Source organism: Blautia parvula, assembly GCF_020215665.1.
Lineage (GTDB): Bacteria > Bacillota > Clostridia > Lachnospirales > Lachnospiraceae > Blautia > Blautia celeris.
Genome location: NZ_CP084061.1, coordinates 210,503 through 235,194 on the forward strand (window position 1 = coordinate 210,503; position 24,692 = coordinate 235,194).

21 protein-coding genes and 1 other RNA gene are annotated in these 24,692 nt (G+C 49.1%); 12 read left to right on the forward strand and 10 right to left on the reverse strand.

All coding sequences use genetic code 11. The features are described from left to right. Positions 1-22: 22 nt before the first annotated feature. The 9 genes from LC508_RS01115 to ssrA all read right to left on the reverse strand — a co-directional run bounded on the left by LC508_RS01115 (position 23) and on the right by ssrA (position 6,197). Entirely contained in the window at positions 23-1,024 is a 1,002-nt protein-coding gene (locus LC508_RS01115) for an ABC transporter permease (RefSeq protein ID WP_033141138.1), read from the reverse strand. A 1-nt stretch (position 1,025) separates the two neighbouring features. Continuing rightward, positions 1,026-2,018 (reverse strand): ABC transporter permease, encoded by a 993-nt coding sequence (locus tag LC508_RS01120; protein WP_103731382.1) that lies wholly within the window; start codon positions 2,016-2,018, stop codon positions 1,026-1,028. Beyond that, positions 2,015-2,863 carry an ABC transporter ATP-binding protein gene (locus LC508_RS01125; RefSeq protein WP_103731381.1) on the reverse strand — a complete coding sequence of 283 codons (849 nt, stop codon included), beginning with the start codon at positions 2,861-2,863 and terminating at the stop codon, positions 2,015-2,017. The genes LC508_RS01120 and LC508_RS01125 overlap by 4 nt, the downstream gene beginning before the upstream one ends. Next, entirely contained in the window at positions 2,860-3,012 is a 153-nt protein-coding gene (locus LC508_RS01130) for a hypothetical protein (RefSeq protein ID WP_181014410.1), read from the reverse strand. Before LC508_RS01130 ends, LC508_RS01125 begins: the two co-directional genes overlap by 4 nt. Positions 3,013-3,129: 117 nt before the next feature. After that, complete coding sequence (locus LC508_RS01135) at positions 3,130-4,209, reverse strand: sensor histidine kinase (RefSeq protein ID WP_330659987.1); 1,080 nt, start codon at positions 4,207-4,209, stop codon at positions 3,130-3,132. A 2-nt stretch (positions 4,210-4,211) separates the two neighbouring features. After that, positions 4,212-4,877, reverse strand: coding sequence for a response regulator transcription factor (locus LC508_RS01140; RefSeq protein ID WP_054352358.1), 666 nt, complete (start codon positions 4,875-4,877; stop codon positions 4,212-4,214). Between the two features lie 154 nt (positions 4,878-5,031). After that, positions 5,032-5,187, reverse strand: a complete 156-nt coding sequence (locus tag LC508_RS01145) for a hypothetical protein (protein WP_156120842.1) — start codon at positions 5,185-5,187, stop codon at positions 5,032-5,034. A gap of 89 nt (positions 5,188-5,276) precedes the next feature. After that, complete coding sequence (locus tag LC508_RS01150) at positions 5,277-5,600, reverse strand: sporulation initiation factor Spo0A C-terminal domain-containing protein (protein ID WP_033141133.1); 324 nt, start codon at positions 5,598-5,600, stop codon at positions 5,277-5,279. A 245-nt stretch (positions 5,601-5,845) separates the two neighbouring features. Further along, positions 5,846-6,197, reverse strand: a transfer-messenger RNA (tmRNA) gene (gene ssrA / locus LC508_RS01155). Positions 6,198-6,407: 210 nt separating this feature from the next. Here ssrA and LC508_RS01160 point away from each other — a divergent pair. From LC508_RS01160 to LC508_RS01180, 5 genes are all read left to right on the forward strand, one after another. Further along, positions 6,408-7,169 carry a Tim44 domain-containing protein gene (locus LC508_RS01160; protein ID WP_103731379.1) on the forward strand — a complete coding sequence of 254 codons (762 nt, stop codon included), beginning with the start codon at positions 6,408-6,410 and terminating at the stop codon, positions 7,167-7,169. 145 nt (positions 7,170-7,314) lie between these two features. Further along, positions 7,315-7,989 (forward strand): response regulator transcription factor, encoded by a 675-nt coding sequence (locus tag LC508_RS01165; RefSeq protein WP_054352361.1) that lies wholly within the window; start codon positions 7,315-7,317, stop codon positions 7,987-7,989. A 3-nt stretch (positions 7,990-7,992) separates the two neighbouring features. Next, a complete protein-coding gene (locus LC508_RS01170) occupies positions 7,993-9,462 on the forward strand; it encodes a sensor histidine kinase (protein ID WP_033141131.1) in 1,470 nt (489 codons plus the stop codon). Positions 9,463-9,548: 86 nt separating this feature from the next. Then, complete coding sequence (gene ung / locus LC508_RS01175; RefSeq protein WP_103731378.1) at positions 9,549-10,223, forward strand: uracil-DNA glycosylase; 675 nt, start codon at positions 9,549-9,551, stop codon at positions 10,221-10,223. Positions 10,224-10,237: 14 nt separating this feature from the next. Further along, positions 10,238-11,872, forward strand: coding sequence for a putative polysaccharide biosynthesis protein (locus tag LC508_RS01180; protein WP_033141129.1), 1,635 nt, complete (start codon positions 10,238-10,240; stop codon positions 11,870-11,872). A gap of 84 nt (positions 11,873-11,956) precedes the next feature. Here the strand turns inward: LC508_RS01180 and LC508_RS01185 are convergent, their stop codons facing one another. Continuing rightward, positions 11,957-16,201 (reverse strand): 2-hydroxyacyl-CoA dehydratase, encoded by a 4,245-nt coding sequence (locus LC508_RS01185; RefSeq protein WP_103731377.1) that lies wholly within the window; start codon positions 16,199-16,201, stop codon positions 11,957-11,959. A 281-nt stretch (positions 16,202-16,482) separates the two neighbouring features. On the opposite strand from LC508_RS01185, the gene tgt reads away from it, so the two are divergent. The 7 genes from tgt (at position 16,483) to LC508_RS01220 (ending at position 24,662) form a co-directional block, all read left to right on the forward strand. Then, on the forward strand, positions 16,483-17,619 hold the full coding sequence (gene tgt, locus LC508_RS01190; RefSeq protein ID WP_033141127.1) for a tRNA guanosine(34) transglycosylase Tgt: 1,137 nt from the start codon (positions 16,483-16,485) through the stop codon (positions 17,617-17,619). A 210-nt stretch (positions 17,620-17,829) separates the two neighbouring features. Next, positions 17,830-18,153, forward strand: coding sequence for a preprotein translocase subunit YajC (gene yajC, locus LC508_RS01195; protein WP_033141126.1), 324 nt, complete (start codon positions 17,830-17,832; stop codon positions 18,151-18,153). Between the two features lie 156 nt (positions 18,154-18,309). Then, the gene (gene sdaAB / locus LC508_RS01200; RefSeq protein ID WP_033141125.1) at positions 18,310-18,978 is read left to right on the forward strand and encodes an L-serine ammonia-lyase, iron-sulfur-dependent subunit beta; all 669 of its coding nucleotides are present in this window, start codon (positions 18,310-18,312) and stop codon (positions 18,976-18,978) included. Between the two features lie 9 nt (positions 18,979-18,987). Next, entirely contained in the window at positions 18,988-19,863 is an 876-nt protein-coding gene (sdaAA, locus tag LC508_RS01205; RefSeq protein WP_033141124.1) for an L-serine ammonia-lyase, iron-sulfur-dependent, subunit alpha, read from the forward strand. Between the two features lie 79 nt (positions 19,864-19,942). Beyond that, on the forward strand, positions 19,943-20,794 hold the full coding sequence (locus tag LC508_RS01210; RefSeq protein ID WP_225305293.1) for an AraC family transcriptional regulator: 852 nt from the start codon (positions 19,943-19,945) through the stop codon (positions 20,792-20,794). Positions 20,795-21,081: 287 nt separating this feature from the next. Beyond that, complete coding sequence (locus LC508_RS01215) at positions 21,082-22,920, forward strand: NAD(P)-binding protein (RefSeq protein ID WP_103733119.1); 1,839 nt, start codon at positions 21,082-21,084, stop codon at positions 22,918-22,920. Continuing rightward, positions 22,914-24,662: a [FeFe] hydrogenase, group A gene (locus LC508_RS01220; protein ID WP_225305294.1), complete on the forward strand. Its 1,749-nt coding sequence runs from the start codon at positions 22,914-22,916 to the stop codon at positions 24,660-24,662. Before LC508_RS01215 ends, LC508_RS01220 begins: the two co-directional genes overlap by 7 nt. Positions 24,663-24,692 lie beyond the last annotated feature (30 nt).

The window sequence follows — 24,692 nt, forward strand, 5'->3', positions numbered from 1 at the left end:
TAAAGCAGTGATCAGATGTATGCTATGACTTTCTTTGGCGGCACATAAGAAGATACGCAGCCAGCCAGATGATACTGTGCAGCAGAAGTACAAGGATGTATTCCTGCATATGTCCGCAGTATCCGTTTATAAGGTCCAGGATGCCATAAAAAGCAGCGCTTGAGGGAAGCAGATATGTTATGGTATGCAGGAAACTGTCTTCCGGAATGACCAGATAGAACAGCACCGGGGGTGCAAGGAACAGTATCATAACCATTTTAATACAGACAATCCCGGACATAAGCCCGTCTGAAAAATGTCCGATGAACAATCCCGCAAGAGCGGCAAGAAAAGCAGACAATAAAATGACCAGAAGCAGCGGGATTATCATATCCGGGGATATGCGTATGCAGATAAAGGCAGTAAGCGCGGCGGACAGAACGGCACCTATATATCCCAGAGAGAGTTTCTGCAGCATATAGCCCATCTTAGTCATAGGCATCACTTCATTCACAAATCCGATTCCCTCTTCCTTTTCATTGATCATATTCATAGCGTTGAACGTACATCCCATGAACAGAGCAGTTGCCATGGTGATGGCTGTCAGCAGCGGTTTTAAGCTGTCACTGCTGCCTCCCGGCACAATATCTATCTCGTAGGAGGAAAGTGCTGCCCGCTCCTCATACATCTTAGGAAGGGTATTTCCGATTACGGTATTTACTTCCAGTTCATCTCCGGAGAGAACGGCAGTGAGGCTGTCTCCGTTTTGGATCACACCGATCAACTGTGAGGCTGGCTGGTTGACTGCAGTTTCCATAGACTGTCTGTTTTCATACATTTCCAAACGCCCCATGCTGCGGAGCCAATGGACAGCGTCAGAGGTGAGGCTGTCTTTGACTGCGGCGAAACCTGTCTCACTGACTGAGGATAAGTTTATACCTGACAGCAGGTTGACAGCCAGTCCTGCAAGGATGGGAAGCAGAAAGGTCAGGATACACATTTTATCGCGGCGGACATTTTTTAACTGAAAGGTTATTCCTGTCATGTTACCCCTCCTTTGCCATTTCATGTTTCAGAGTCCGGCAGATCAGCATAAACAGTGACAGAACCGCTGCTGCACAGACTGCATAATATATGTTACCTGCAGGTTTCATGCCGAAATATGCGTTTTTCAGAGCCATAAACAAGTGATACATAGGATGGTATCTGATCCATTTCCAGGATATACCGGTCTGCCCCGCAAGAAAAACCGGTGTTGTGACAAATACGGCAAGTATTAGATACAGAAGGGAAAACTGCCGGAAACCCTGCAGGCATACGGCGCAGAAAAAACCTGTAAGTGCCATGACAACGGACAGAATACCTGCCTGGATCATAACAGCAGGCAGTACGGATAGTCCCTGTGAAACACCAAGATTAACTAAAGTCAGTAATGCCGCGAAGATCAAATCTGCCGCGAGAAAGAGCACCAGTTTGGAGAGCACTATGTAAGTCTGACTGACCGGCAGCGTACTGTGCACAAGGATGACACCCATCTGCTTTTCTTTAAACAGGGTGGAAGCCAGTCCGAGAAATCCCACTGCAGACAGTTCAAAGAAGAGAAATTCACAGGTGATCTCCCGCCTGTTTTTCATTTCCTTTGTATTGGTGCCTATGACTACAGTTTTCGTTTCAGAATCTGGGAAAAGCAGGGATACCGCATAGGCTGCCCTGCTGTTGTCGGTGCGCCTGATACCGGAGGAGACCATGTAGATGCGGGGAACACGGCCGGAGGCGTCAATCCCTACAGAATAACCGTCTGAACAGGCCTGATGCATTTGCTCTGCACTCTCTGATCTTATAGCTGCAGAGGAGGCAGTGCTCTGAACCCCCATGGGGTCATAGAGGTATACAGGGTAGATTTCCTGGTCCAAACGGACATAGACCAGGTTAATATAACAGGAATAGAGAATAAGGGATCCAAGTGCCAGCAGGAAAAATTTTGATGCCAGCATCAGGCGGAAATCTTTTTTGAGAAGAGAAAATACAACATATCTCATGAAATCAGCCCCTTCCCTGTATATTGGATAAAGATATCTTCCAAAGTGGGTTCCTTTGTATGGATACTGATGATTTTATCATGTGGGAAAGGGAAAACCCGGGATAGGCGGGACAGCTCCACGCTGACAGTACAGCGCTTATTTTCATAGAGATAAGTGACCTCTGCCATATTGCTGTTCTTTTGTTCTTTCAGCTTTTGCGGCGTATCCAGTGCATTGATCTCCCCGTCCGCTATAAATGCGACCCTGTCGCAAAGCAGGTCGGCATCCAGCATATTATGGGTGGTAAGAAAGACGGTAGTTCCTTTTCGGCGTTCCTCCTCAATGATTTTCCGAAACAGCACAGCTCCGGATGGATCAAGCCCGCTGGTCGGCTCATCCAGAAACAGCAGCCTGGGATTGTGTATCAGCGCTCTTGCCATGCTGACCCGCTGCCTCATGCCTTTTGAATAGGAAGATACCGGCTTTCGTAGAAATTCCTTTTTAAATTCCAGCATTTCCAAAAGTTCTGCAGCATTTCTGCGTCTTCCGGCGGGATAGAAAGAAGCAAAATAATTCAGATTGTCAAGAGCACTCAGATTTGTATACAGGTAAGGAAATTCAAAGAGCACACCGATCTGACTTCGGAAATCCATGGGATGTGCATCCGGTTTCTGCCCAAAAAGGAGTGCTTCGCCGCAATAACCGCCAAGAATCCCTGTCAGTATTTTCTGTGTTGTGGATTTGCCTGAACCGTTGGGCCCCAAAAAACCGAAAATTTCTCCGTCATCCACAGCAAACGTCAGACCGCGCAGCGTTTCATGGCCCTTTTTATAAGAAAAACGAAGATTCTTAACATCAATCATGATTCATCCCCCCATTTGTCGTTATCGAACTTTCTTTTTTCCACTCTGCGTTTGTTCCACCATCTCATAAATTTCACTTTCAGAGGTATGGAAAGTGCAAAAATCACGGCGATTATGAGCCACCAATACCATGCAAGACCAAAGAACATAAAATCACCTCCCTTGTATAAGATAGTCTATACAGGGAAGGTGAAGTCAGTGTGGGACTGCTGTGAAGTTCATGTGAAATAACTGTCCGCTGCAAAAGGGCAATCGTTGTCCGGGAATCATGTGATAATAGGGAAAGAAAAATAGAATTCCACTCCGTTCTTATGATTACGGACGCCATAGGGAACCCGGTATGCTGAGAGCACCTGGGCTACAATCGCCAGCCCCAGTCCGGAACCGCTGCCGGCAGTATTCTGTCCGCGGTAGAACTTGGACCAGATTTTTGGCAGTTCCGGTTCCGGAATGGGGGCGCACTGATTGAACAGGGAAAAGGACAGCTCCTTTTCAAAACAGCTTATAGTGAGGCGGATTTCACCGCCTTCCCGGACATTTTTTCTCGCATTTTCAATGAGATTGTCCAGCACCTGTTCCATGCGTTTTGAATCTGCCCGAATCAGAACAGGAGTATCAGGAAGCCGGTAAGTGAAACGGTAATTTCCGCCCGGGGTGCCGAGGAGCAGGTGTCCGGCACACGTCTCTGCCATTTCAATAAAATCAAAGGTTTCATCAGAAAGTTCCGCGGAACCGGACTCCAGTGCGGACAGATCCAGCAGGGATACCAGCATATGGCTGATCCGGTCTTCGGCAGATAGTATGGCATCCAGATACTGCTGTTTTTTTGTCTCATCCACCTCATCCTTTAAGCCTTCCGTATAAGCGCGTATGAGTCCAAGGGGTGTTTTCATCTGGTGTGACAGGTTATCGGTCAGCTCTTTTCTCTGAGCCTGCAGAAGACGCTCTTTCTGCACATCTTTTTCAAGCTGGATATTTGCCTGCTCCAGCTTTTGCAGTGCGTCCTGCAGATTGGCGGACATGGTATTCAGGCTTTGAGAGAGTCTGCCGAATTCGTCGTTGGAGTTTATGCGGCAGCGTGCTGTGAAGTCCAGATGTGCCATCCGCTCTGCCTCCCGGTTGATTTCGTTTAAGGGGGTGGAGATGAGGCGCCCCAGCAGAATATCCACACAGATGATAACGGCTGCCATAAGGCAGAACCATATGAGAAAAGAAAGACTGCTGTCTGCAGGCAGCTCCGAAGTGAGCAGATAGAATAAGACAATGGTTCCGCCCATGAGTTTTGAGAGCAAAAGTGTTTTTTTACGGATCGTGGTCAGTTGAAATGCAGATAGTATTTTTTTCATAGTCATACCTCAAACTTATAACCGGAACGGATGAGGGTTACAATATGCTCTCCTTCGCTGCCGAGCTTTTGGCGCAGAGTTTTGATGTGGGTATCCACAGTTCTTGTATTCCCTTCAAAATCATATCCCCAGATACGGTTGAGGAGCTGTTCCCGGGAAAAGACCTGGTTTTTGTTCAGCATGAAAAGGCGCAGCAGTTCAAATTCTTTATGGGTCAGTACAGTTTCCGTGCCGCTGACGGTAACTGTATGGGAGGAGAGCTGCAGCACTATGTCTCCGGCGCTTAGGATATCCTGCGGATGGACAGACGCAGCGCGGCGCAGGAGGGCATTGATTTTGGCGAGCAGTATTTTGGGACTGAAGGGCTTCGTGATATAATCGTCGGCGCCGTATTCATAGCCTTTTAATTTGTCTGTCTCGCTGTCTTTTGCCGTGAGAAATATAATAGGGATACTGCACATTTCCCTGGCAATCCGGCATACGGAAAAGCCGTCCAGATGGGGCATCATAATATCCAGGACAGCCAGATCCACAGGATTATTTTTCAGGATCGTCACAGCGTCTATGCCGTCATCTGCCGTTATACAGGTGTGTCCTCCGTGGCGCATATAGTCTGTCAGGATATCCTGCATACCTTTTTCATCCTCAGCAATTAAGATCAGTGCCATTTTTGTCTCCTTTTGTTTTTGTTCTTTAGTACAGGCTTTTATAACTGCCTGATTAGATTTTATTATATTACGTTCCAAAAGGGAATGCAAACAGAATGAAAAAGAGCTGCCCTATGCGGACAGCCCTATGTTACTGTTCACGGCAGAGCCGTAATCATTCATGGAAAAGTCCGCGGCGTTTTGCTTCAGCGGATATCTTGTCAAACAGCTCCTGTTCGCTCTGCGTCTCTTTAGGAACAGCTTCGCGTCTGACCGTTTCGGCGATCCACGCTTCAAATGCTTTGTCTGCCTTTTTATCAGAGTTTTCCAATCAAATCACCCCTGCCTCCATTATAAAACCGTAAGTCTGACAGATAAACTGGTAAATAATGGAAACAGCAGACTGCCATCCGAGGCAGTCTATTGATTCCGGTATACAGTGTAGGCGATAATATCTATAAATTCGCTGTTTGAGGGGCATCTGGAAAGCTTGTAGCCGGACAGCTCCTGCAGATATGTTTTATTGTTGTCCCAGCACTTCTCGATCACAGTTCTTATGTCACGTTCTACACTGACTTTGGTAACCCCATACTTATGAGCAATGACAGGATAGACATCCTTTGTCACCTTGAGACATTCATCGTAATTCTCGGCAGCAATGTGAATTGCGTCCAGCAGATAGCGGTATCCTTTATATTTTGAAGTAATGCCAAATTGCCTTATGATTTTATCTTTTGTATGCATGATTATTTACCCTCCTCATATGTTCTATAATATTATAAAGGAGATTCGTATAGAGAAAGGAAAGTTCGACATTATAATGCAAAAAAAGACCTTCGTTACACTGAATGTACAAAGGGAATGAAAATGCAGAGTGTCCTGGAAATAAAAAAAGACCCGGATGCCGGTAAAACCAGGCATTCCGGGTAAAATAAAAGTGGAGCTGATAAGTCAATATCCGAACACTCCTGATTCGGATTTGCACTATTAAGTGGACCTGGCGGGAATCGAACCCGCGTCCGAAAGTCTATCCCTTGAGGCATCTCCCATCACAGTCATTCTTTTAACATTCCCTCATACAACCGCCGGATGACAGGCTGATGTACTTAGTAGCTTCATGAATCTTTTACTTTCTCAAAGCTTTGAAAGTAAAGGGCCCTGCAAAGTCGATGCCGGATTCCCGGGCAGCAGGTGACCCGGGGCCGACAAGCTGCAATTAGGCAGCTAACGCTAAATTATTATTGTCTGCGTTTATATTTAAGTTCCAGGTTGTTGCGCAGTCCCGGAGTCTGCGGATGGCTTCCCCAACTTCAAAACCCCCGTCGAAACCAGTACAAGCCCATAACTGGACTTCACTGTGGAAGTATACTATAGAATAGCGTCTTTTTATGGTTTTGTCAAGGGAAAAGCGTAAAAAAATTGTTTTGTGCACAGGCGGGAAGCAGCAGGCTTGACAGATAAATCTGTCTGGGATAGACTGAATTTAAATGAATCACAAGGGGAAAGCAGGGGGAGGGCCCATGGGGGACAGTTTCCCTGCAGACAGAAGAGATGATGAAGTTATCAAATAAGAAAAGAAAGTATAGGAAGTTCTGGCACGGCTGTTTACTTCTTGGAATACTTCTGACTGCTCTGGCTGTGCCTGTCTGGGGACGGGCCGGCGGCGGAAGTTCGGGCGGAGGCGGCGGACACAGCGGAAGTTCCGGGGGAGGCAGTTACCACAGCGGCCGCTCCTCATCCCGCAGCAATCTGACGGGGAATATTCTTTTCGGGGTGAATGCTATTGTCGTTACCTGCGGCGGAGCAATCGCGTTTACAATAAAAGCCAAAAAAGCTGCTGCAAAAAGCAGAAATCTTATGCGCCAATATGAAAAAATCGGAGGAAACTGGGATTACCGGGAAGTACAGCGCCAGGTGGAGGAGGCTTATTATCAAATACAGGAGTGCTGGAGACGGATGGACGCCGGTTATGCGGCTGCCTATCTCAGTGAGGAACTGCTGGAAGATTTTAATATGAAGATTCAGTGGATGGAAGTGAGGGAGGAAGAAGTGGTACAGAAGCATGTAAAGCTTCTGAGCGCAGTGCCGGTAGGGGCCTATGACGAACTGGGAGAGGAGAATGACTGTATCTGGTATCTGATTCACGGCAGCATGGTGGGGTACTATATTAACAGGAACACAAAAATCTGTGTGCGCGGCAACACGAAAAAAGAGAGCTTTTATGAATATTGGAAATTTATTTACCGGAATGAGCGGTGGGTTCTCCAGGAGATCAGACAGCAGGATGAAATAGATATCAATCAGTTTGTATAAAAGCATTTGTTCACAAATTCAACAAATTTTTCTGCTATATTTAACTGAAATGGCAGGGATATTACGGTTTCTGCCGGCAGTATGAGTCAAACAGGTACATAAAAAACAGACAGAAATAGTCTGTAGGAATAGAGAGGGAACGGATATGGAAAAATGCAAAATACTGGTAGTGGATGATGAGAGCAGGATGCGCAAGCTGGTGCGCGATTTCCTGGTTAAGAAAGATTTTGAGGTGCTGGAGGCCGGCAACGGTGAGGAGGCACTGGATATATTTTATGCTACAAAGGACATTGCCCTTTTGATTCTGGATGTCATGATGCCGAAGATGGATGGCTGGGAGGTATGCAGGGAAATACGCAGGGAGTCAAAGGTGCCCATTATTATGCTGACAGCCAGGGGAGATGAGAGGGACGAGCTTCTGGGATTTGAGCTGGGCGTGGATGAGTATATTGCAAAGCCTTTCAGTCCGAAGATATTGGTTGCCAGGGTGGAGGCTATCCTGAGAAGAGCAAATATCTGCGGAAGCAGTGATGTTCTGTCAGCAGGCGGTATTGAGGTGAATAAGGCATCCCATATTGCAACCATTGACGGGCAGCCCATGGAGCTGAGTTATAAGGAATTTGAGCTGCTGACCTATTTCCTGGAAAACCAGGGAATTGCGCTTTCCAGGGAGAAGATTCTGAATTCTGTATGGAATTACGATTATTTTGGCGATGCCCGCACCATTGATACCCATGTAAAGAAACTTCGCAGTAAACTGGGGGACAAGGGTGAATACATCAAGACCATCTGGGGCATGGGATATAAGTTTGAGGTATAAGACATGAGAAAATCAATTAAGGTGCGTTTGGCAGTTTCTTTTATCGGGATCACGCTTTTGTCTCTTTTGTCCATAACGGCAGTAAACCGGCTGTTCTTGGAGAAATATTACATTTCCAGAAAAGCGGACTCGCTGGAAACGGTCTATAAAGCATTGAATGAGCAGGCCTTCAATGACCCGGAGGGCAGGACGCATCTGCAGGGGCTCTGTATTGAAAAGAATATATCCTGGGTACTCGTGGACGTGAGCTCTCAGGACTGGACCATCATAGCCAATGACGGCCGGAATCCGGATCTGCTGGCAACCAGGCTTCTCTTTGGATATATCTGGGGCATGATGCCGGAAAACAGGGAAGTCATTTCGGCAAATGATTCCTATACGCTGGAGCAGAACACAGATGATAAGGAAAATGTGGTGTATCTGGATATGTGGGGCGTGATGGAAAACCGAAACTGCGCGTTTCTGATTCGTATGCCCATGGCGAGTATCCGGGACAGTGTGGAAATCTCCAATATGTTTTACGTCTATATCGGGCTTCTCGTGATTATGATAAGCAGCGGGATCATCTGGTTTATGAGCAAGCGGATCACAAAGCCTCTTTTGGAACTGACTGAAATCTCCAGGCGTATGAGCAATCTTGATTTTGAGGCCAGATATGAAGGCGGCGGGGAGGATGAGATCGGCACTCTGGGGCAGAATTTTAATAAGATGTCCGAGGAGCTGGAACATACCATATCCGAGTTAAAGACCGCCAACAATGAGCTGCAGGAGGACATTGAGCAGAAGAAACAGATTGATGAGATGCGTAAGGAATTTCTCTCCAATGTATCCCATGAGCTGAAGACGCCCATCGCTCTGATCCAGGGCTATGCGGAGGGCCTGAAGGAGTGTATCAATGACGATGCGGAGAGCAGGGAATTTTACTGTGATGTCATTATGGACGAGTCTGCCAAAATGAACAATATGGTGAAAAAGCTGCTGTCTCTCAACCAACTGGAGTTCGGCAATGACCAGACTGCCATGGAACGTTTTGATCTGACGGACCTTGTGAGAGGCGTCGTGCAGTCTGCGCAGCTTCTGGCAGACCAGAAAGGCGCGCAGATTTCCTTCCCTCAGGATGAGCCTGTATATGTGTGGGGCGATGAGTTCAAGGTGGAGGAAGTGGTGACCAACTATGTGTCCAATGCCCTGAATCACGTGGATGGGGATATGAAGATCGAGGTGAAGATGAGAAGAAGGGACAATCATGTGCGCCTCTCCGTCTTCAACACAGGCAGACCCATTCCGGAGGAGGATCTTGATAAGATCTGGATAAAATTCTATAAAGTGGACAAAGCCCGTACCAGGGAATACGGCGGAAGCGGTATCGGTTTGTCAATTGTCAAGGCTATTATGGAGGGAATGCACCAGAAGTTCGGCGTTGTGAACTATGACAACGGGGTGGAATTCTGGTTTGAGCTGGAAGAAAAGTAACCGGGGGTTCTGCGACACCTCCTTGCATTTTTCGATGGATTCTGCTAAACTAGAGGACATGATAAAAATGCAGGAGGGATGTTTTTATGCCGCCTTTACAGGGAGAATGGCTGGAGGCTTTAAAGCCGGAGTTCGGAAAACCATATTATAAACAATTGTTCGCGAAGGTGGGGCAGGAATACCAGACAAGAAAGGTATTCCCCGCACCGGACGATATTTTCAATGCATTTCATTTTACCCCCTTGGACCAGGTGAAAGTGGTCATACTGGGACAGGATCCTTATCACAATGACGGACAGGCTCACGGCCTGTGTTTTTCTGTGAAGCCGGATGTGGAGATTCCTCCTTCCCTGGTGAATATTTACCAGGAACTGCAGGAGGACTGCGGCTGTTATATACCCAACAATGGATATCTGGAAAAATGGGCAAAGCAGGGCGTACTGCTTCTGAATACAGTGCTGACTGTGCGCGCCCATCAGGCAAATTCCCACAGAGGGATCGGCTGGGAGGAGTTTACGGACGCAGCGATCCGTATTCTGGATGAACAGGACAGGCCCATGGTATTTCTTTTATGGGGAAGACCGGCGCAGATGAAAAAGAGTATGCTGCACAATCCCGGCCACCTGATCCTGGAAGCACCTCATCCCAGTCCGCTGTCTGCGTTCCGCGGATTTTTCGGATGCCGTCATTTCAGCAAGGCAAATGCTTTTCTGCAGGAGCATGGCCTGGAGCCAATTGACTGGCAGATAGAAAACAGATAGAGGAATTTGGACAAATGGGTAAAAAGAATAGTAATACATTAGTAAAAAACGCGTCTTTCTTAATGGTTGCAGCACTGATTTCAAAGATCATCGGAATGATTTACAAAAGTCCGCTGTCTTCTCTTTTGGGAAGAGAGAGCTTTGCCTGCTTTCAGTTTGCGCAGAATGTCTATTTTATTCTGTTGATGATCGCATCCTTCAGTATTCCGCAGGCTGTATCCAAGATCATGTCAGAGAGGATCGCATTCAAACGGTACAGGGACGCGCAGAGGGTTTTTAAAGGTGCCCTTTTATATGCAGTCATAGCAGGAGGCATTGTGGCGCTCATATGTGTGTTCGGCGCTTCTGTCTTAGTGCCGGACAGTGTGGCAAATGCCAGACTGGCGCTTCAGATGCTGGCCCCCACCATTTTCATTTCGGGTATCCTGGGTGTGTTCCGCGGATATTTCCAGGCTTACAGGAATATGATGCCCACGTCGATCTCACAGATCGTGGAGCAGATAGCAGTTGCGGTAGTGGCGCTTTTGATGGCAAACTTTATGGTTCACCATTTCGCAGGCGCAGGTGAGGATACGCTGCAGAGATGGAGTGCCGCCGGAGCGACCATCGGTACGGGCGCAGGTGTTACGGCAGCGCTTCTTTTTATGCTGTTTGTATACAGTGTGAACAGGAAGACCATCAACCGCCGGATCGCCAGGGACAAAGTGTCTGTGGATGAGAGTTATCAGCAGGTTATGAGAAACATTGTGCTGATTGTGGCTCCCATTATTCTCAGCGCCTTTATTTACAATGTGAATGGCTATATCAATGGTGTGATGTACACAAGCATTTCCGATTTCAGAGGGATGGACAACAGCCAGGTGAAGGTGCTGTATGCGGAGTTTGGATTTTTCATGACGCTGATCAATATCCCCCTGACACTGGCAAGTACGGCGCCAACCTCCATGATTCCGGAGGTCTCCGCCCACTATGCCACCGGTGATGTGAAGGGGGCTATTGAAAAGATAAACAATGCCACATGGATCAGTATGCTGATTTCCATGCCGGCCTCTGTGGGTCTTGCTGTGCTGGCACAGCCGGTGACCTCCCTGCTGTTCCCCTCCACAGAAGGCGTGGCAGGAAAGCTCATGGTGCTCGGTGTCATCACGGTTATTTTAAACAGTACATCCAATATATCAAATGGTGTGCTGCAGGGAATCGGAAGGGCCAATATTCCTATGATCAACGCAGCTGTTTCCCTGGCTGTGGACGTGGTTTTTCTTGCGGTACTGCTGTTTTTCACCAATGCGGGCATCTATGCCGTGGTTATTGCCATGATTGTCTATGCCATAGTGATGTGTGTGCTCAATGACAGGGCGCTGAAGAAATATCTGGGATATCAGAATCCCTGGAGATATGCTTATCTGCCTCCGCTTTTAGCTACCATTCCCATGGGAGCAGTGGCATTCGGGGTGTACAAGGGAGTGCGGTTTCTGGCAAAAGCTCTGCCCCATTCCAATTTGCTGGCATTGATTCCCTCCATTGCGCTGGCTGTTGCTGTGTATTTTATTGCATATCTCTTTATTGCGAAACCATCCAGACAGGAACTTTTGTCTCTGCCGGGAGGAACAAAGCTGGCTGTGCTGGCTCAGAAACTGAAGATCATTTAAGAAAAATAAATCTGCAAACAGAAAAAAGCTTTCGGGCCGCATAGAAGACGGCGGCCCGAAGGCTTTTTTTATATTCCGGAGCATTTACATTTTTTTGAATGCAGTGGAGAGCATCAGCTTAATACGATTTAACTGGTTTACCTCGCTGGCTCCCGGGTCATAGTCAATGGCAACGATATTGGCGTCAGGGTAATCCTTGCGGATAGCCTTGATGACACCTTTGCCCACAATATGGTTAGGCAGGCAGCCAAATGGCTGTGTACATACAATATTGGGCGCTCCGCTGTGGATCAGCTCCATCATTTCTCCGGTCAGGAACCAGCCTTCCCCGGTCTGGTTGCCGATGGACACAATGGGTGCTGCCATTTTTGCCAGATCTTCAATGCTGGCAGAGGGCGTAAAGTGCCTGCTTTTGGCAAATTCTTTGTTGGCGGCGCCTCTGATAAACTCAATGGCTTTGATACCCAGATTGGCGGTTTTCGCGGAAGATTTCTTGAAGCCGAGATATTTTGCCTTAAAGTTCTGGTTGTAGAAACAGTAGCATAAAAAGTCTATGAGATCAGGGCATACAGGCTCTGCGCCTTCTTTTTCCAGAAGTTCTGCCAGATGATTGTTGGCAGCCGGAAGGAATTTGACCAGAATCTCACCTACAATGCCGACCCTCGGTTTTTTCTCACCGGTGATGGGGAGAGTATCAAACTCCCGGATCATCTGGCGGCAGATACGGTTAAACTGTCCGAAGGTGATATGTTTCGCGCTCAGGAAACGGATGCAGCGTTTCTCCCATTTGCGGTGCAGGGCATTTGCGGAGCCTTTGACTGCTTCGTAGGGGCGCATGCGGTAAATGCATTTCATCAGGATATCACCGAACACTGCGCCGAAAGCCAGCCTGGTGGCCAGTTTTGCCGTGATCTTAAATCCCGGATTTTCTTCCAGCCCGCTTAAGTTGATGGAGATGACCGGTATGTAGGACATGTTTGCCTTGGCAAGTGCCCTTCGGATAAATCCGATGTAATTGGAGGCACGGCATCCGCCTCCTGTCTGTGACATGATGATCGCTACCTTGTGCAGATCGTATTTGCCTGACAGAAGTGCCTGCATGATCTGGCCCACCACCATGAGGGAAGGATAGCAGGCATCATTGTTCACATATTTTAAGCCTACATCCACGGCTTCCTTGTTGTCATTGGGAAGCACCTCCAGATTGTATCCGCTGGCGTTGAAAGCTGCCTGCAGGATAGAAAAATGGATGGGTGACATCTGGGGGCAGAGAATGGTATATTTTTTTCTCATTTCCGGTGTGAACACCACCTTTTTGATGGAGGAGGGTGATATTTTCCGTTTGATATGCTGCTCTTCCTTGACGCGGAGGGCAGCAATCAGGGAGCGGACACGGATACGGGCAGCACCCAGGTTGTTTACCTCATCAATTTTCAGGCAGGTGTAGATCTTGCCGCTGCCAGCCAGAATTTCATTTACCTGGTCAGTGGTCACGGCATCCAGGCCGCAGCCAAAGGAGTTTAACTGGATCAGATCCAGATTATCTTTTTCCTTCACAAAGTTGGCAGCCGCATAAAGTCTGGTGTGGTACATCCACTGGTCATTGACACGAAGCGGGCGTTCAATGGGAGCCAGATGGGAAACGGAATCCTCAGTGAGTACGGCGATACCGTAGGAATTGATCAGATCCGGGATGCCGTGATGGATTTCCGGATCAATGTGGTATGGCCTTCCTGCCAGCACAATGCCGTGTCTTCCTGTCTTATCCAGGTAGCGCAGGGTTTCCTCGCCCTTTCGGCGGATATCCTCCCGGCATCTGGCCATTTCCTTCCAGGCAGCGTGGGCGGCGTCAGAGACTTCCGTGGAGGGAATGTTTTGGAATTCTTCCAGCAGTCGCTCTGTGATGGTCTCCTCATTCGTCATGGCTAAAAACGGATTGTGGAATTTGATTTCCGGGTCATTCAGCTCGTCAATGTTATTCTTGATATTTTCCGCGTAGGAGGTGACGATCGGACAGTTATAATGGTTGATGGAGTCCTCAAATTCCTCACGCTCGTATGGGATACAGGGGTAGAAAATGTATTTCACGCCCTGTTTGATCAGCCATGACACATGACCGTGGGCCAGCTTGGCCGGGTAGCACTCGGACTCACTGGGGATGGACTCAATGCCCAGCTCATAAATCTTTCTTGTGGAGGTGGGAGAAAGCACCACCTGATATCCCAGTCTGGTGAAGAAGGTATACCAGAAGGGATAATTTTCAAACATGTTGAGGACCCTGGGGATTCCCACTTTTCCTCTGGGGGCTTTGTCCTCTGTCAGCGGTTCATAGGAGAACAGCATTTTATATTTATAGTCAAACAGGTTGGGAATATGATCCTTGTTCTTCTCCTTGCCGATGCCGCGCTCGCAGCGGTTGCCGGAAATGAACTGGCGTCCGCCTGAGAATTTGTTGATGGTCAGACGGCAGTTGTTGGTACAGCCCTTACAGTTTGCCATAGTGGTCTTATACTGAAGGCTGTTGATCTTCTCAATGGGCAGCATGGTAGTGTCCTGTCCTGCCGTATAGCGCTCTCTGGCAATCAGGGCAGCACCGAAAGCTCCCATGATCCCGGCAATATCCGGACGGATGGCCTCACAGCCGGCAATACGCTCAAAGCTTCTTAAAACAGCATCATTATAGAAGGTTCCGCCCTGTACCACAATGTGTTTTCCAAGTTCGGAGGCGTCGGATACCTTGATTACCTTATACAGTGCGTTCTTGATGACAGAATAAGCCAGGCCCGCTGAGATATCCGACACCTCGGCACCCTCCTTCTGTGCCTGTTTTACCTTGGAATTCATGAAAACAGTACATCGTGTTCCCAGGTCAATGGGGTTTTTGGCAAACAGGGCAGCTTTTGCGAAATCCTGCACACTGTAATTCAGGGAGTTTGCAAAAGTCTCAATAAAGGAGCCGCAGCCGGAGGAGCAGGCTTCGTTGAGCTGCACACTGTCTACGGTCTTGTTCTTTATCTTGATACATTTCATATCCTGTCCGCCGATATCCAGGATGCAGTCCACCTCCGGGTCAAAGAAGGCAGCGGCATAATAGTGGGAAACAGTCTCCACTTCCCCTTCATCCAGAAGAAGCGCCGCCTTTATCAGTGCCTCGCCGTATCCGGTGGAGCAGGAGTAGGCAATCCTTGCTTCCCGCGGAAGGTGGCTGTAAATCTCCTGGATGGCGCGGATACTGGTAGCCAGGGGATTGCCGTTATTGTTGCTGTAGAAGGAATAGAGCAGGGAACCATCCTCACCGACCAGGGCTGCCTTTGTTGTGGTGGAACCCGCGTCAATGCCCAGATAACAGTTTCCGCTGTAGCTGGAAATGTCTCCGGTTATGACATTGTAGTGGCTCTGGCGCTCATTGAATTTGTCATAATCCTCCCTGGAGGCGAACAGAGGCTCCATACGGTTCACCTCAAATTCCATATGTATATTGGCTGACAGCCTGTCGCGCATGGCAGTGACAGAGACAGCAGGCGTTTCTTTTTTCGCATTCAGCGCGGAACCGATAGCCGCGAACAGATGGGAATTGTCAGGCACAATAGTGTGCTCCTCATCCAGCTTCAGTGTGCGGATAAACGCTGTCTTGAGTTCAGATAAAAAGTGAAGCGGACCGCCCAGAAATGCCACATGGCCACGGATGGGTTTCCCGCAGGCAAGACCGCTGATAGTCTGGTTTACCACAGCCTGGAAAATGGAGGCGGAAAGGTCTTCTTTGGTGGCGCCCTCATTGATCAGCGGCTGGATGTCTGTCTTGGCGAACACACCGCAGCGGGCTGCAATGGGATAGAGGGCTTTGTAATTCTTTGCGTACTCATTCAGCCCCGCAGCATCTGTCTGCAGCAGAGAAGCCATCTGGTCAATAAAAGAGCCGGTACCGCCGGCGCAGATACCATTCATACGCTGTTCAATATTTCCACCCTCAAAGTAAATGATCTTTGCATCCTCACCGCCCAGCTCTATAGCCACGTCGGTTTTGGGTGCCAGTTCCTGTAAGGAGGAGGATACAGCGATAACCTCCTGTACAAAGGGAACCTCCAGATGCTTTGCAAGTGTCAGTCCGCCGGAACCGGTGATGACCGGGAGGACTGAAAATTCCCCCAATTGTCTGTATGCCTTGTCAAGCAGCCCAGCCAGTGTATTCTGAATGTCTGCAAAGTGGCGTTCATAATCAGAGAAAAGGATTTCTTTTTCTTCATTTAAAACTGCAATTTTTACCGTGGTGGAACCGATATCAATGCCAAGACGGTATGCGGCTGCAGTATTTTTATTATCTGCTGACATAGTCAGGAGACCTCCTTCATAAAAAATGGACGGTTTTCACGCCGTCATATATGCGTTTCTTCTTATTTATATAGTGCTATAGAAAATCATTTAACATTATACGACAATATTTCTAAAAATACAATTGCTATTTTGAAATTGGATTATTTTAGTTATATATATGGACAAAAGAAAATATTCCTGCCGGTTGCGTTTATATTTTCCATATGGTAGAATAAGCCAGACACAGATGCCGGAAACAGCCGGCAGAAGAATTATTTTTAGAAAGAGGAAATTGCTGTATGTATAAGATATTGAAACAGGAAGGCATGGCAAAACGCGCCCATTTTGAAACTGTGCACGGGTCAGTGGAGACACCTGTCTTTATGAACGTTGGCACAGTGGCAGCCATCAAGGGCGCTGTAGCCACAACAGACCTGCATGAAATAGGAACCCAGATAGAACTGTCAAACACCTACCATCTCCATGTGCGTCCCGGTGACCAGGTGGTGAAGAAGCTGGGCGGCCTTCACAAGTTCATGAACTGGGACAGGCCGATCCTCACGGACTCCGGCGGATTTCAGGTGTTTTCCCTGTCAAAATTAAGGAAGATCAAAGAGGAGGGAGTTTATTTCAATTCCCACATTGACGGTCATAAGATTTTCATGGGACCGGAGGAAAGTATGCAGATACAGTCCAATCTGGCATCCACCATTGCCATGGCCTTTGACGAGTGCCCGTCCTCTGTGGCGGACCGGAAATATGTCCAGGATTCTGTTGATCGAACCACAAGGTGGCTTGCAAGGTGTAAGGATGAGATGGCAAGGCTGAATGCGAAGGAGGACACCATCAATCCCCAGCAGATGCTGTTCGGCATTAACCAGGGCGCAGTGTATGATGATATCCGTATTGCCCACGCAAAAGAGATCGCCAAAATGGACCTTGACGGCTATGCGGTGGGAGGACTGGCCGTGGGAGAGAGCCATGAGGAGATGTACCGGATCCTGGACAGTGTGGTTCCCTATCTTCCGGCAGACAAGCCCACATACCTGATGGGTGTGGGAACACCGGCTAATATTCTGGAGGGTGTTTCCAGGGGCGTGGATTTCTTTGACTGCGTATATCCAAGCCGGAACGGACGCCATGGCCACGTGTACACCAACTTTGGAAAACTGAATCTGTTCAACGCCAAATATGAGCTGGATTCCCGTCCCATTGAGGAGGGTTGCCAGTGTCCTGCCTGCAGAAGCTACAGCAGGGCATATATCCGACATCTGCTGAAGGCAAAGGAGATGCTGGGCATGCGTCTGTGTGTGCTTCACAATCTGTACTTCTACAATACAATGATGACGGAAATCAGGCAGGCACTTGATGAGGGGCACTATGAGGACTATAAACAGCAGAAACTGGAGCGCATGGCAGCAGGCCCAAAGGCATAAAAACAGAAAAAATGTGTAAAATATATAAAAAAACCTGAAAAACACTTGAAGAAATAAGAGAAATTGTGTATTATTGTAATAGCGTTCAATATAGCAGTCCGGGTGATCGGATGAAACAGCGGTATAGCTGCTGTATCATACCGAGTTTATATGGGAACTCGGCATATAAGTTGAAAGAACTAAAAAGTTTATTTTGCAGGAGGAGCTAAAATGTTTTTAGGACAGGCAAGCGCAGGCGGTGCAGGCGCATGGGCAACTATGTTACTGCCCCTGGTTGTATTTTTTCTTTTAATGTATTTCATGATTATGAGACCGCAGAAAAAGGAACAGCAGAGAGTAAAATCCATGTTATCCTCTATGGAAGTGGGAGACAGCGTGGTAACAACAAGCGGTTTTTACGGAATCTTAATTGATATTACAGATGAAGATGTGATCGTAGAATTCGGAAACAACAGAAACTGCAGAATTCCTATGAGAAAAGCGGCAATCGCAGAAGTTGAGAAAGCCGGAGACGGAATCGCAGAAAAAGAGTGATCAGAAGATTGAAAAGTAAGACAGGTGTTGCAGGAAAAATAGTTCTGCGGCGCCTGTTTTTTCGTCTGTCAGAAGGTATTTGAAAATAGTGTTCTGCAGTCTTCGCCAAATGGGATACAGGCTGTGGAGATGAATCAGAAATGGAGAAATAAACATATGGCATTTATCAGTTTATTTGATGTGATCGGTCCCAATATGGTAGGGCCTTCCAGCTCTCACACGGCAGGAGCGGCGTCAATGGCCCTTCTTGCGCGGAGGCTTTTTCCGGGGAAAATAAAGAAGGTACGCTTTACTCTGTATGGCTCCTTTGCCCAGACATACCGGGGACACGGCACAGACCGTGCACTACTCGGGGGAATCATGGGATTTCAGACGGATGACCTGCGGATCAGGGATTCCCTGACACTTGCCCGTGAACAGGGACTTGATTATGAGTTTATCATCAGTGATAAGCTTGGCGACGAACATCCCAATACCGCGGATATGGATATGGAGGGTACCGGCGGGGAGCATCTCTTTGTGCGGGGTGTGTCGCTGGGCGGCGGTAAAGTAAAGATTGTCCGGCTGAACCAGATAGAGGTGGATTTTACAGGGGAGTACAGTACCCTGGTGGTGAGCCAGACGGATAAGCCGGGTGTGGTGGCCCATATCACCAAGGTACTGAGCGAAAGAAATGTGAATATTGCGTTCATGCGCCTCTACCGGGAGGAGAGAGGAGCCAGGGCATATACCATTGTGGAGTCGGATGAGAAAATACCGGAAGATGTGACAGAGAAGATCAGGGAAAATCCCTGTGTCTCCAATGTGATTCTGGTACAGATATAGGAGGATAGGATGGAATTCAATCAGGGCAGTGAGCTTTTAGAGATATGCAGTGAGAAGAACATACCCATTTCCAGGGTCATGAAGCTGAGGGAGACAGAGTTTTCCCGGATTTCAGAGGAGGAAGTGGATGAGAAAATGAAGAAATCCCTGGCGATCATGCGCCGTTCCGCAAAAGAACCTCTGACCAATCCAAAACCGTCCGTGGGCGGTCTCATCGGCGGAGAGTCCGGGAAGCTTCACCGCCATGCAGAGGCAGGAAAATCTGTCTGCGGGACTGTGCTGCAGCGTGCGGTCACATACGCCATGGCGGTTCTGGAGGTCAATGCCTCCATGGGTGTGATCGTGGCTGCGCCCACAGCGGGCTCCTCGGGTGTGGTGCCGGGCGTGCTCCTCTCTCTGGAGGAGGCGTATGATCTGCCGGAAGAGGTGATCTTAAACGGGCTGTACACGGCAGGGGCTGTGGGATATCTGCTTATGAGGAATGCCTCTGTGGCAGGCGCGGAAGCTGGCTGTCAGGCAGAAGTGGGCGCCGCGTCCGCCATGGCTGCCGCGGCAGCGGTGGAGATGATGGGCGGTACACCAAAGCAGTGCCTTGACGCGGCTTCTGTGGCAATGTCCAACCTGCTGGGCCTGGTCTGTGACCCCATAGCCGGCCTTGTGGAATACCCGTGTCAGAACCGGAACAGTGTGGGAGCGGCCAATGCGCTGATCTGCGCGGAGCAGACACTGGCAGGGATTCCGGCTCTTATTCCCTTCGACGAAATGGCACAGGCCATGTATCATGTGGGCAGAAGCCTTCCCTTTGAGCTACGGGAAAGCGCGCTGGGAGGCTGTGCGGCAACCCCGGCGGCATGCAGGCGTACCTGTGAGATTTTCGGCGGCTGAAAACGGACAGACGCATTTTCCGTGCCGATATTTTCCGTAGAAAAATTGTCGGGCAGACAGGATCTGGATGGCTTATACTATGCGTAAGGCAGGTGAGAAAATGGAGTGGATGCAGCGAATCAACCGGGTGATGGATTATGTGGAGGACCACCTCCGGGATGATGTGGATGAGGAGGAAGTCAGCAGGATCATGGCGTGTCCGTATCAGAATTTTCAGAGTCTTTTCGGACAGGTGACTAATATCAGTTTTTCTGAATATGTGAGAAGACGCAGGCTTACCATGGCAGCCTATGATCTGCAGAATACAGAGGAAAAGGTAATAGATATCGCATTAAAATATGGCTATCAGTCAGGAGATGCCTTCCGGGTGGCGTTTCGCAAAATGCACGGCGTCAATCCCTCAGAGGTAAGGCAGAGTGCTGTTCCGCTGATGTTTTACTGCAGGCTGGAATTTCAGGTGACTGTGAAGGGAGTGGAGTCTATGAAGTATACGATTGAGGAAAAAGGGGCTTTCCGGGTATTGGGAACAAGAATGACAACGCCGTATGGCGGCGGTACCTGGGCAGTGGTCAAAAGTGACGGCACCAATGAGAAAATGAAAGCCGTAAGCGGAGATTTCTTTGATCTGGGACTGTGTTTCGGATTTCAGGAGGATGGCAGCAATGATTATATGTGCGCTGTTTTATGGGACGGGCCGGAGATAGATGGTTTTGTGACATATCAGTATCCCCCGGCAACGTGGCTTATTTTTCAGGCCAGGGGTAAGATTTCTGACAATGTTCTGGGAAATCTGTGGCGGCAGATCAATCAGGAATTTCTTCCGCAGAGCCAGTATGACAAGTGCGGACTGCCCACCATTGAAAAGTACGTTTTCTGGAACGAGGCGGAAGATTTGGGAGAAGTGGAAGTCTGGATACCGGTGAAATATTGAAAAAGAAGGATGCCTCATATCTGTAAAAAGATATGGGGTATTTTTATATGAAAAATATAGATAACAAAGCATTATTATTGGAAAATTAATAAAAATAACTGAAATAGTATTGACGATAAAGCTGTAAAATGGTAATTTTAAATTATAACTATATCCCGTTAATATGATAAAGCGAAAGGGTAACTGTCATATCATTCTGAGATCATATGGAGCCCGGAATGTATATGGGCGGCAGTTCAGAACAGTTATCTGAACTGCCGGGTATACAGAAGCAATTGGAGGTAGATATGAGCAGATTAAGTATCATTACGCAAAACAGCGCGCAGCGGACAGTGGAGGAACTCTATAAGGACCTGGAACGGCGGATTGTTGCCAGCCCGCCCGGGTTATGTCCGGTGGATATGGCGGCATCTTTCCTGAAAATGTGCCATGCTCAGTCCTGCGGAAAGTGTGTTCCCTGCCGTGTCGGACTGGGGCAGCTGGAAAAATTATTTGATGATGTGCTGGATGGTGATGCCACTCTGGAGACCATTGCGGTTATTGAGCGGACAGCCAGGAGTATCTTCTATTCCGCGGACTGTGCCATCGGTTATGAGGCCGCCAAGATGGTGCTGAAGGGAATCCGGGGATTCAGGGAGGATTTTGAAGAGCATATTTTAAGGGGGAGGTGCTCCTGTAACCTGAACCAGCCCGTGCCGTGTGTATCCCAGTGTCCGGCTGGTGTGGACATTCCCGGTTACATTGCCCTTGTCAGGGAGGGCAGGTATGCAGATGCGGTGCGCCTGATCCGGAAGGACAATCCCATGCCGGCAGTCTGCGGCCTTATCTGTGAGCATCCCTGTGAAGTGCGGTGCCGCAGGACCATGTTGGATGACCCCATCAATATCAGGGGACTGAAACGTTTTGCAGTGGAGCAGGCAGGAGAAGTGCCGGTACCAAAGACAGCCCCTGCAACGGGTAAGAAAGTTGCAGTGATCGGGGGCGGTCCGGGAGGCATCAGCGCAGCGTATTACCTGGCTTTAATGGGCCATAAGGTGACAATCTATGAAAAGGAAAAACAACTGGGCGGCATGCTGCGATACGGCATTCCCAGCTACCGGCTTTCCAGAGAGGTTCTGGATGGGGAAATAAGCCGGATTTTGAGCGTGGGGATTGACGTGGTCACCGGGGCAGATGTGGGGGAGGAGCCGTATCTGATACAGGATATCCGTCCCCGGTATGATGCCGTCTACATAGCCATCGGTGCCCATACAGACCGAAAGATAGGAATGGAGGGCGAGGATGCCGAGGGCGTTATGTCCGCAGTGGAAATGCTGCGAAGCATCGGTGACGGAGAGATGCCGGACTTTAAGGACAGGGATATCATTGTGATCGGCGGCGGCAATGTGGCTATGGATGTGGCGCGCTCCGCGGTGCGTCTGGGCGCAAAACGTGTGCGTATTGCCTACAGAAGAAGGAAAGTGGATATGACGGCTCTTCCGGAGGAAGTGGAAGGAGCCATTGCGGAGGGGTGTGAGGTGCTGGACCTTCATGCGCCGCTGTCTATAGAGAAGGACGGACAGGGCAAGGTTTCCGCGCTCTGGGTACAGCCTCAGATCATCGGTAAAATGAAAAACGGAAGACCCACACCGGGAGACGCGGATGTGGCAAAGCTCCGTCTGCCCTGTGACCGGATTCTGGTGGCGATAGGACAGGGGATTGACTCCCGGCATTTCGGGGAATCCGGTATTCCCATTACAAGAGGTGCTGCCATTGACGCCTTTGACTGGAGCGGTGTGAAGGATGCTGCCGGCGTATTTGCCGGAGGTGACTGTGTGACCGGTCCGGCGACTGTGATCCGTGCCATTGCGGCGGGGAAAGTGGCGGCAGCCAATATTGACGAATTTCTGGGATATAACCATACGATCACAAGCGGTGTGGAGATTCCAAGGGTCCGTCTCCATGACCGTCCCACCTGCGGCCGTGTGAATATGAAGGAGCGCGAGGCATCCGTGAGAGTGAAGGATATGGAACTGATCGAATGCGGTATGACTTCTGAGGAGGCTTCCCAGGAGGCAAGACGCTGTCTGCGCTGTGACCACTTCGGTTTCGGTGTGTTTAAGGGAGGCAGGGTGGAAAAATGGTGAATACAGAGAGAGTTAAACTTACGATTGACGGCATACAGATAGAGGCCGACAGACGCAGCACGATCCTACAGGCGGCTGCCCTTGCAGGAATCCGGATTCCCACTCTGTGCTATCTGAAGGGTATCAATGAGATTGGAGCCTGCCGTGTCTGTGTTGTGGAGGTGGAAGGCTACGCAAAGCTGGTCACGGCCTGCAATAACCGGGTAAAAGAGGGAATGATGGTGCATACGAACAGCCCCAAAGCCCGGAAAACCAGAAGAACGAATGTGCAGCTTATTTTATCTCAGCACAACAGCAACTGTGCCTACTGTGTCAGGAGCGGGAACTGTTCCCTGCAGAGCGTGGCAAACGATTTGAACATCATGGATGTTCCTTTTGTTAAGGAGCTGCCGAAAAACTGCTGGAATATGGAGTTTCCGCTGATCAGGGATTATACGAAATGCATCAAATGTATGCGCTGTGTACAAATCTGTGATAAAATCCAGTCTGTTAATATCTGGGACGTGGTGAATACAGGCTCAAGAACCACAGTGGATGTGTCAGGCAACCGGAAAATTGAAGAATCGGACTGCGCTGTGTGCGGCCAGTGCATCACCCACTGTCCGGTGGGGGCGCTTAGAGAGCGGGATGATACGGAGCATGTACTGGATGCCATTGCCGATAAGGACAAGATCACAGTAGTTCAGATCGCGCCTGCCGTGCGTGCGGCATGGGGAGAATCCATTGGCCTGGCGCCGGAATTTGCAACCGTAAAAAGGCTGGCCTCGGCTCTGCGCAAAATGGGATTTGACTATATCTTCGATACGAATTTCAGTGTGGATCTGACAATCATGGAGGAAGGCAGTGAGTTTCTGGAGAAACTGAAGAACAGAGAAAATGAGACATTCCCTATGTTTACCTCCTGCTGTCCGGGCTGGGTCCGGTTTATGAAATCCCAGTATCCGGATATGGTGGACCAGCTTTCCACAGCCAAATCACCGCAGCAGATGTTCGGGGCTGTGGCAAAGACCTATTATGCAAAGCTGCTGGATGTGGACCCGGAGCGGATCTTCTGCTTGTCTGTGATGCCGTGCGTAGCCAAGAAACAGGAATGTGCCCTTCCGACCATGAGGGATGCGGGTGCAGGGCAGGATGTGGACGCTTCTTTGACTACCAGGGAAATAGACCGGATGATTCGTATGTTCCATATACTTCCTGAGACGCTTAGAGAGGAGGAGCTGGATATGCCTCTGGGCGTGGGCTCCGGCGCAGGCGTCATTTTCGGCGCCACAGGCGGTGTTATGGAGGCTGCACTGCGCAGCGCGTATTATCTGGTGACCAGTAAGAATCCCGAACCGGATGCCTTCCGGGCAGTCCGGGGCATGGACGGCTGGAAGGAGGCAGAATTTAATCTGGCAGGCACGATTTTAAAGGTGGCGGTTGCCAGCGGACTGGGCAATACCAGGAAATTGATGAAAGCGCTAAGAAAGGGCAGGGTTTCCTATGATTTTGTGGAAATCATGGCATGTCCAGGCGGATGCGCAGGCGGAGGCGGCCAGCCTATCCACGACGGCCGGGAGCTTGCCGGGGACAGGGGACAGATCCTATACGGCCTGGATAAGGTCAGTCACATCCGGTTCTCACATGAAAATCCCTCTGTGATAAAATGCTACGAAGATTTTTTGGAAAAACCATTGTCCCACAAAGCCCACGAGCTGCTGCATACAGACCATCACGGATGGAAAATGCCGGGAGAAACGTGAGCTTAAGCGGCATACATAAAAACCATAGCC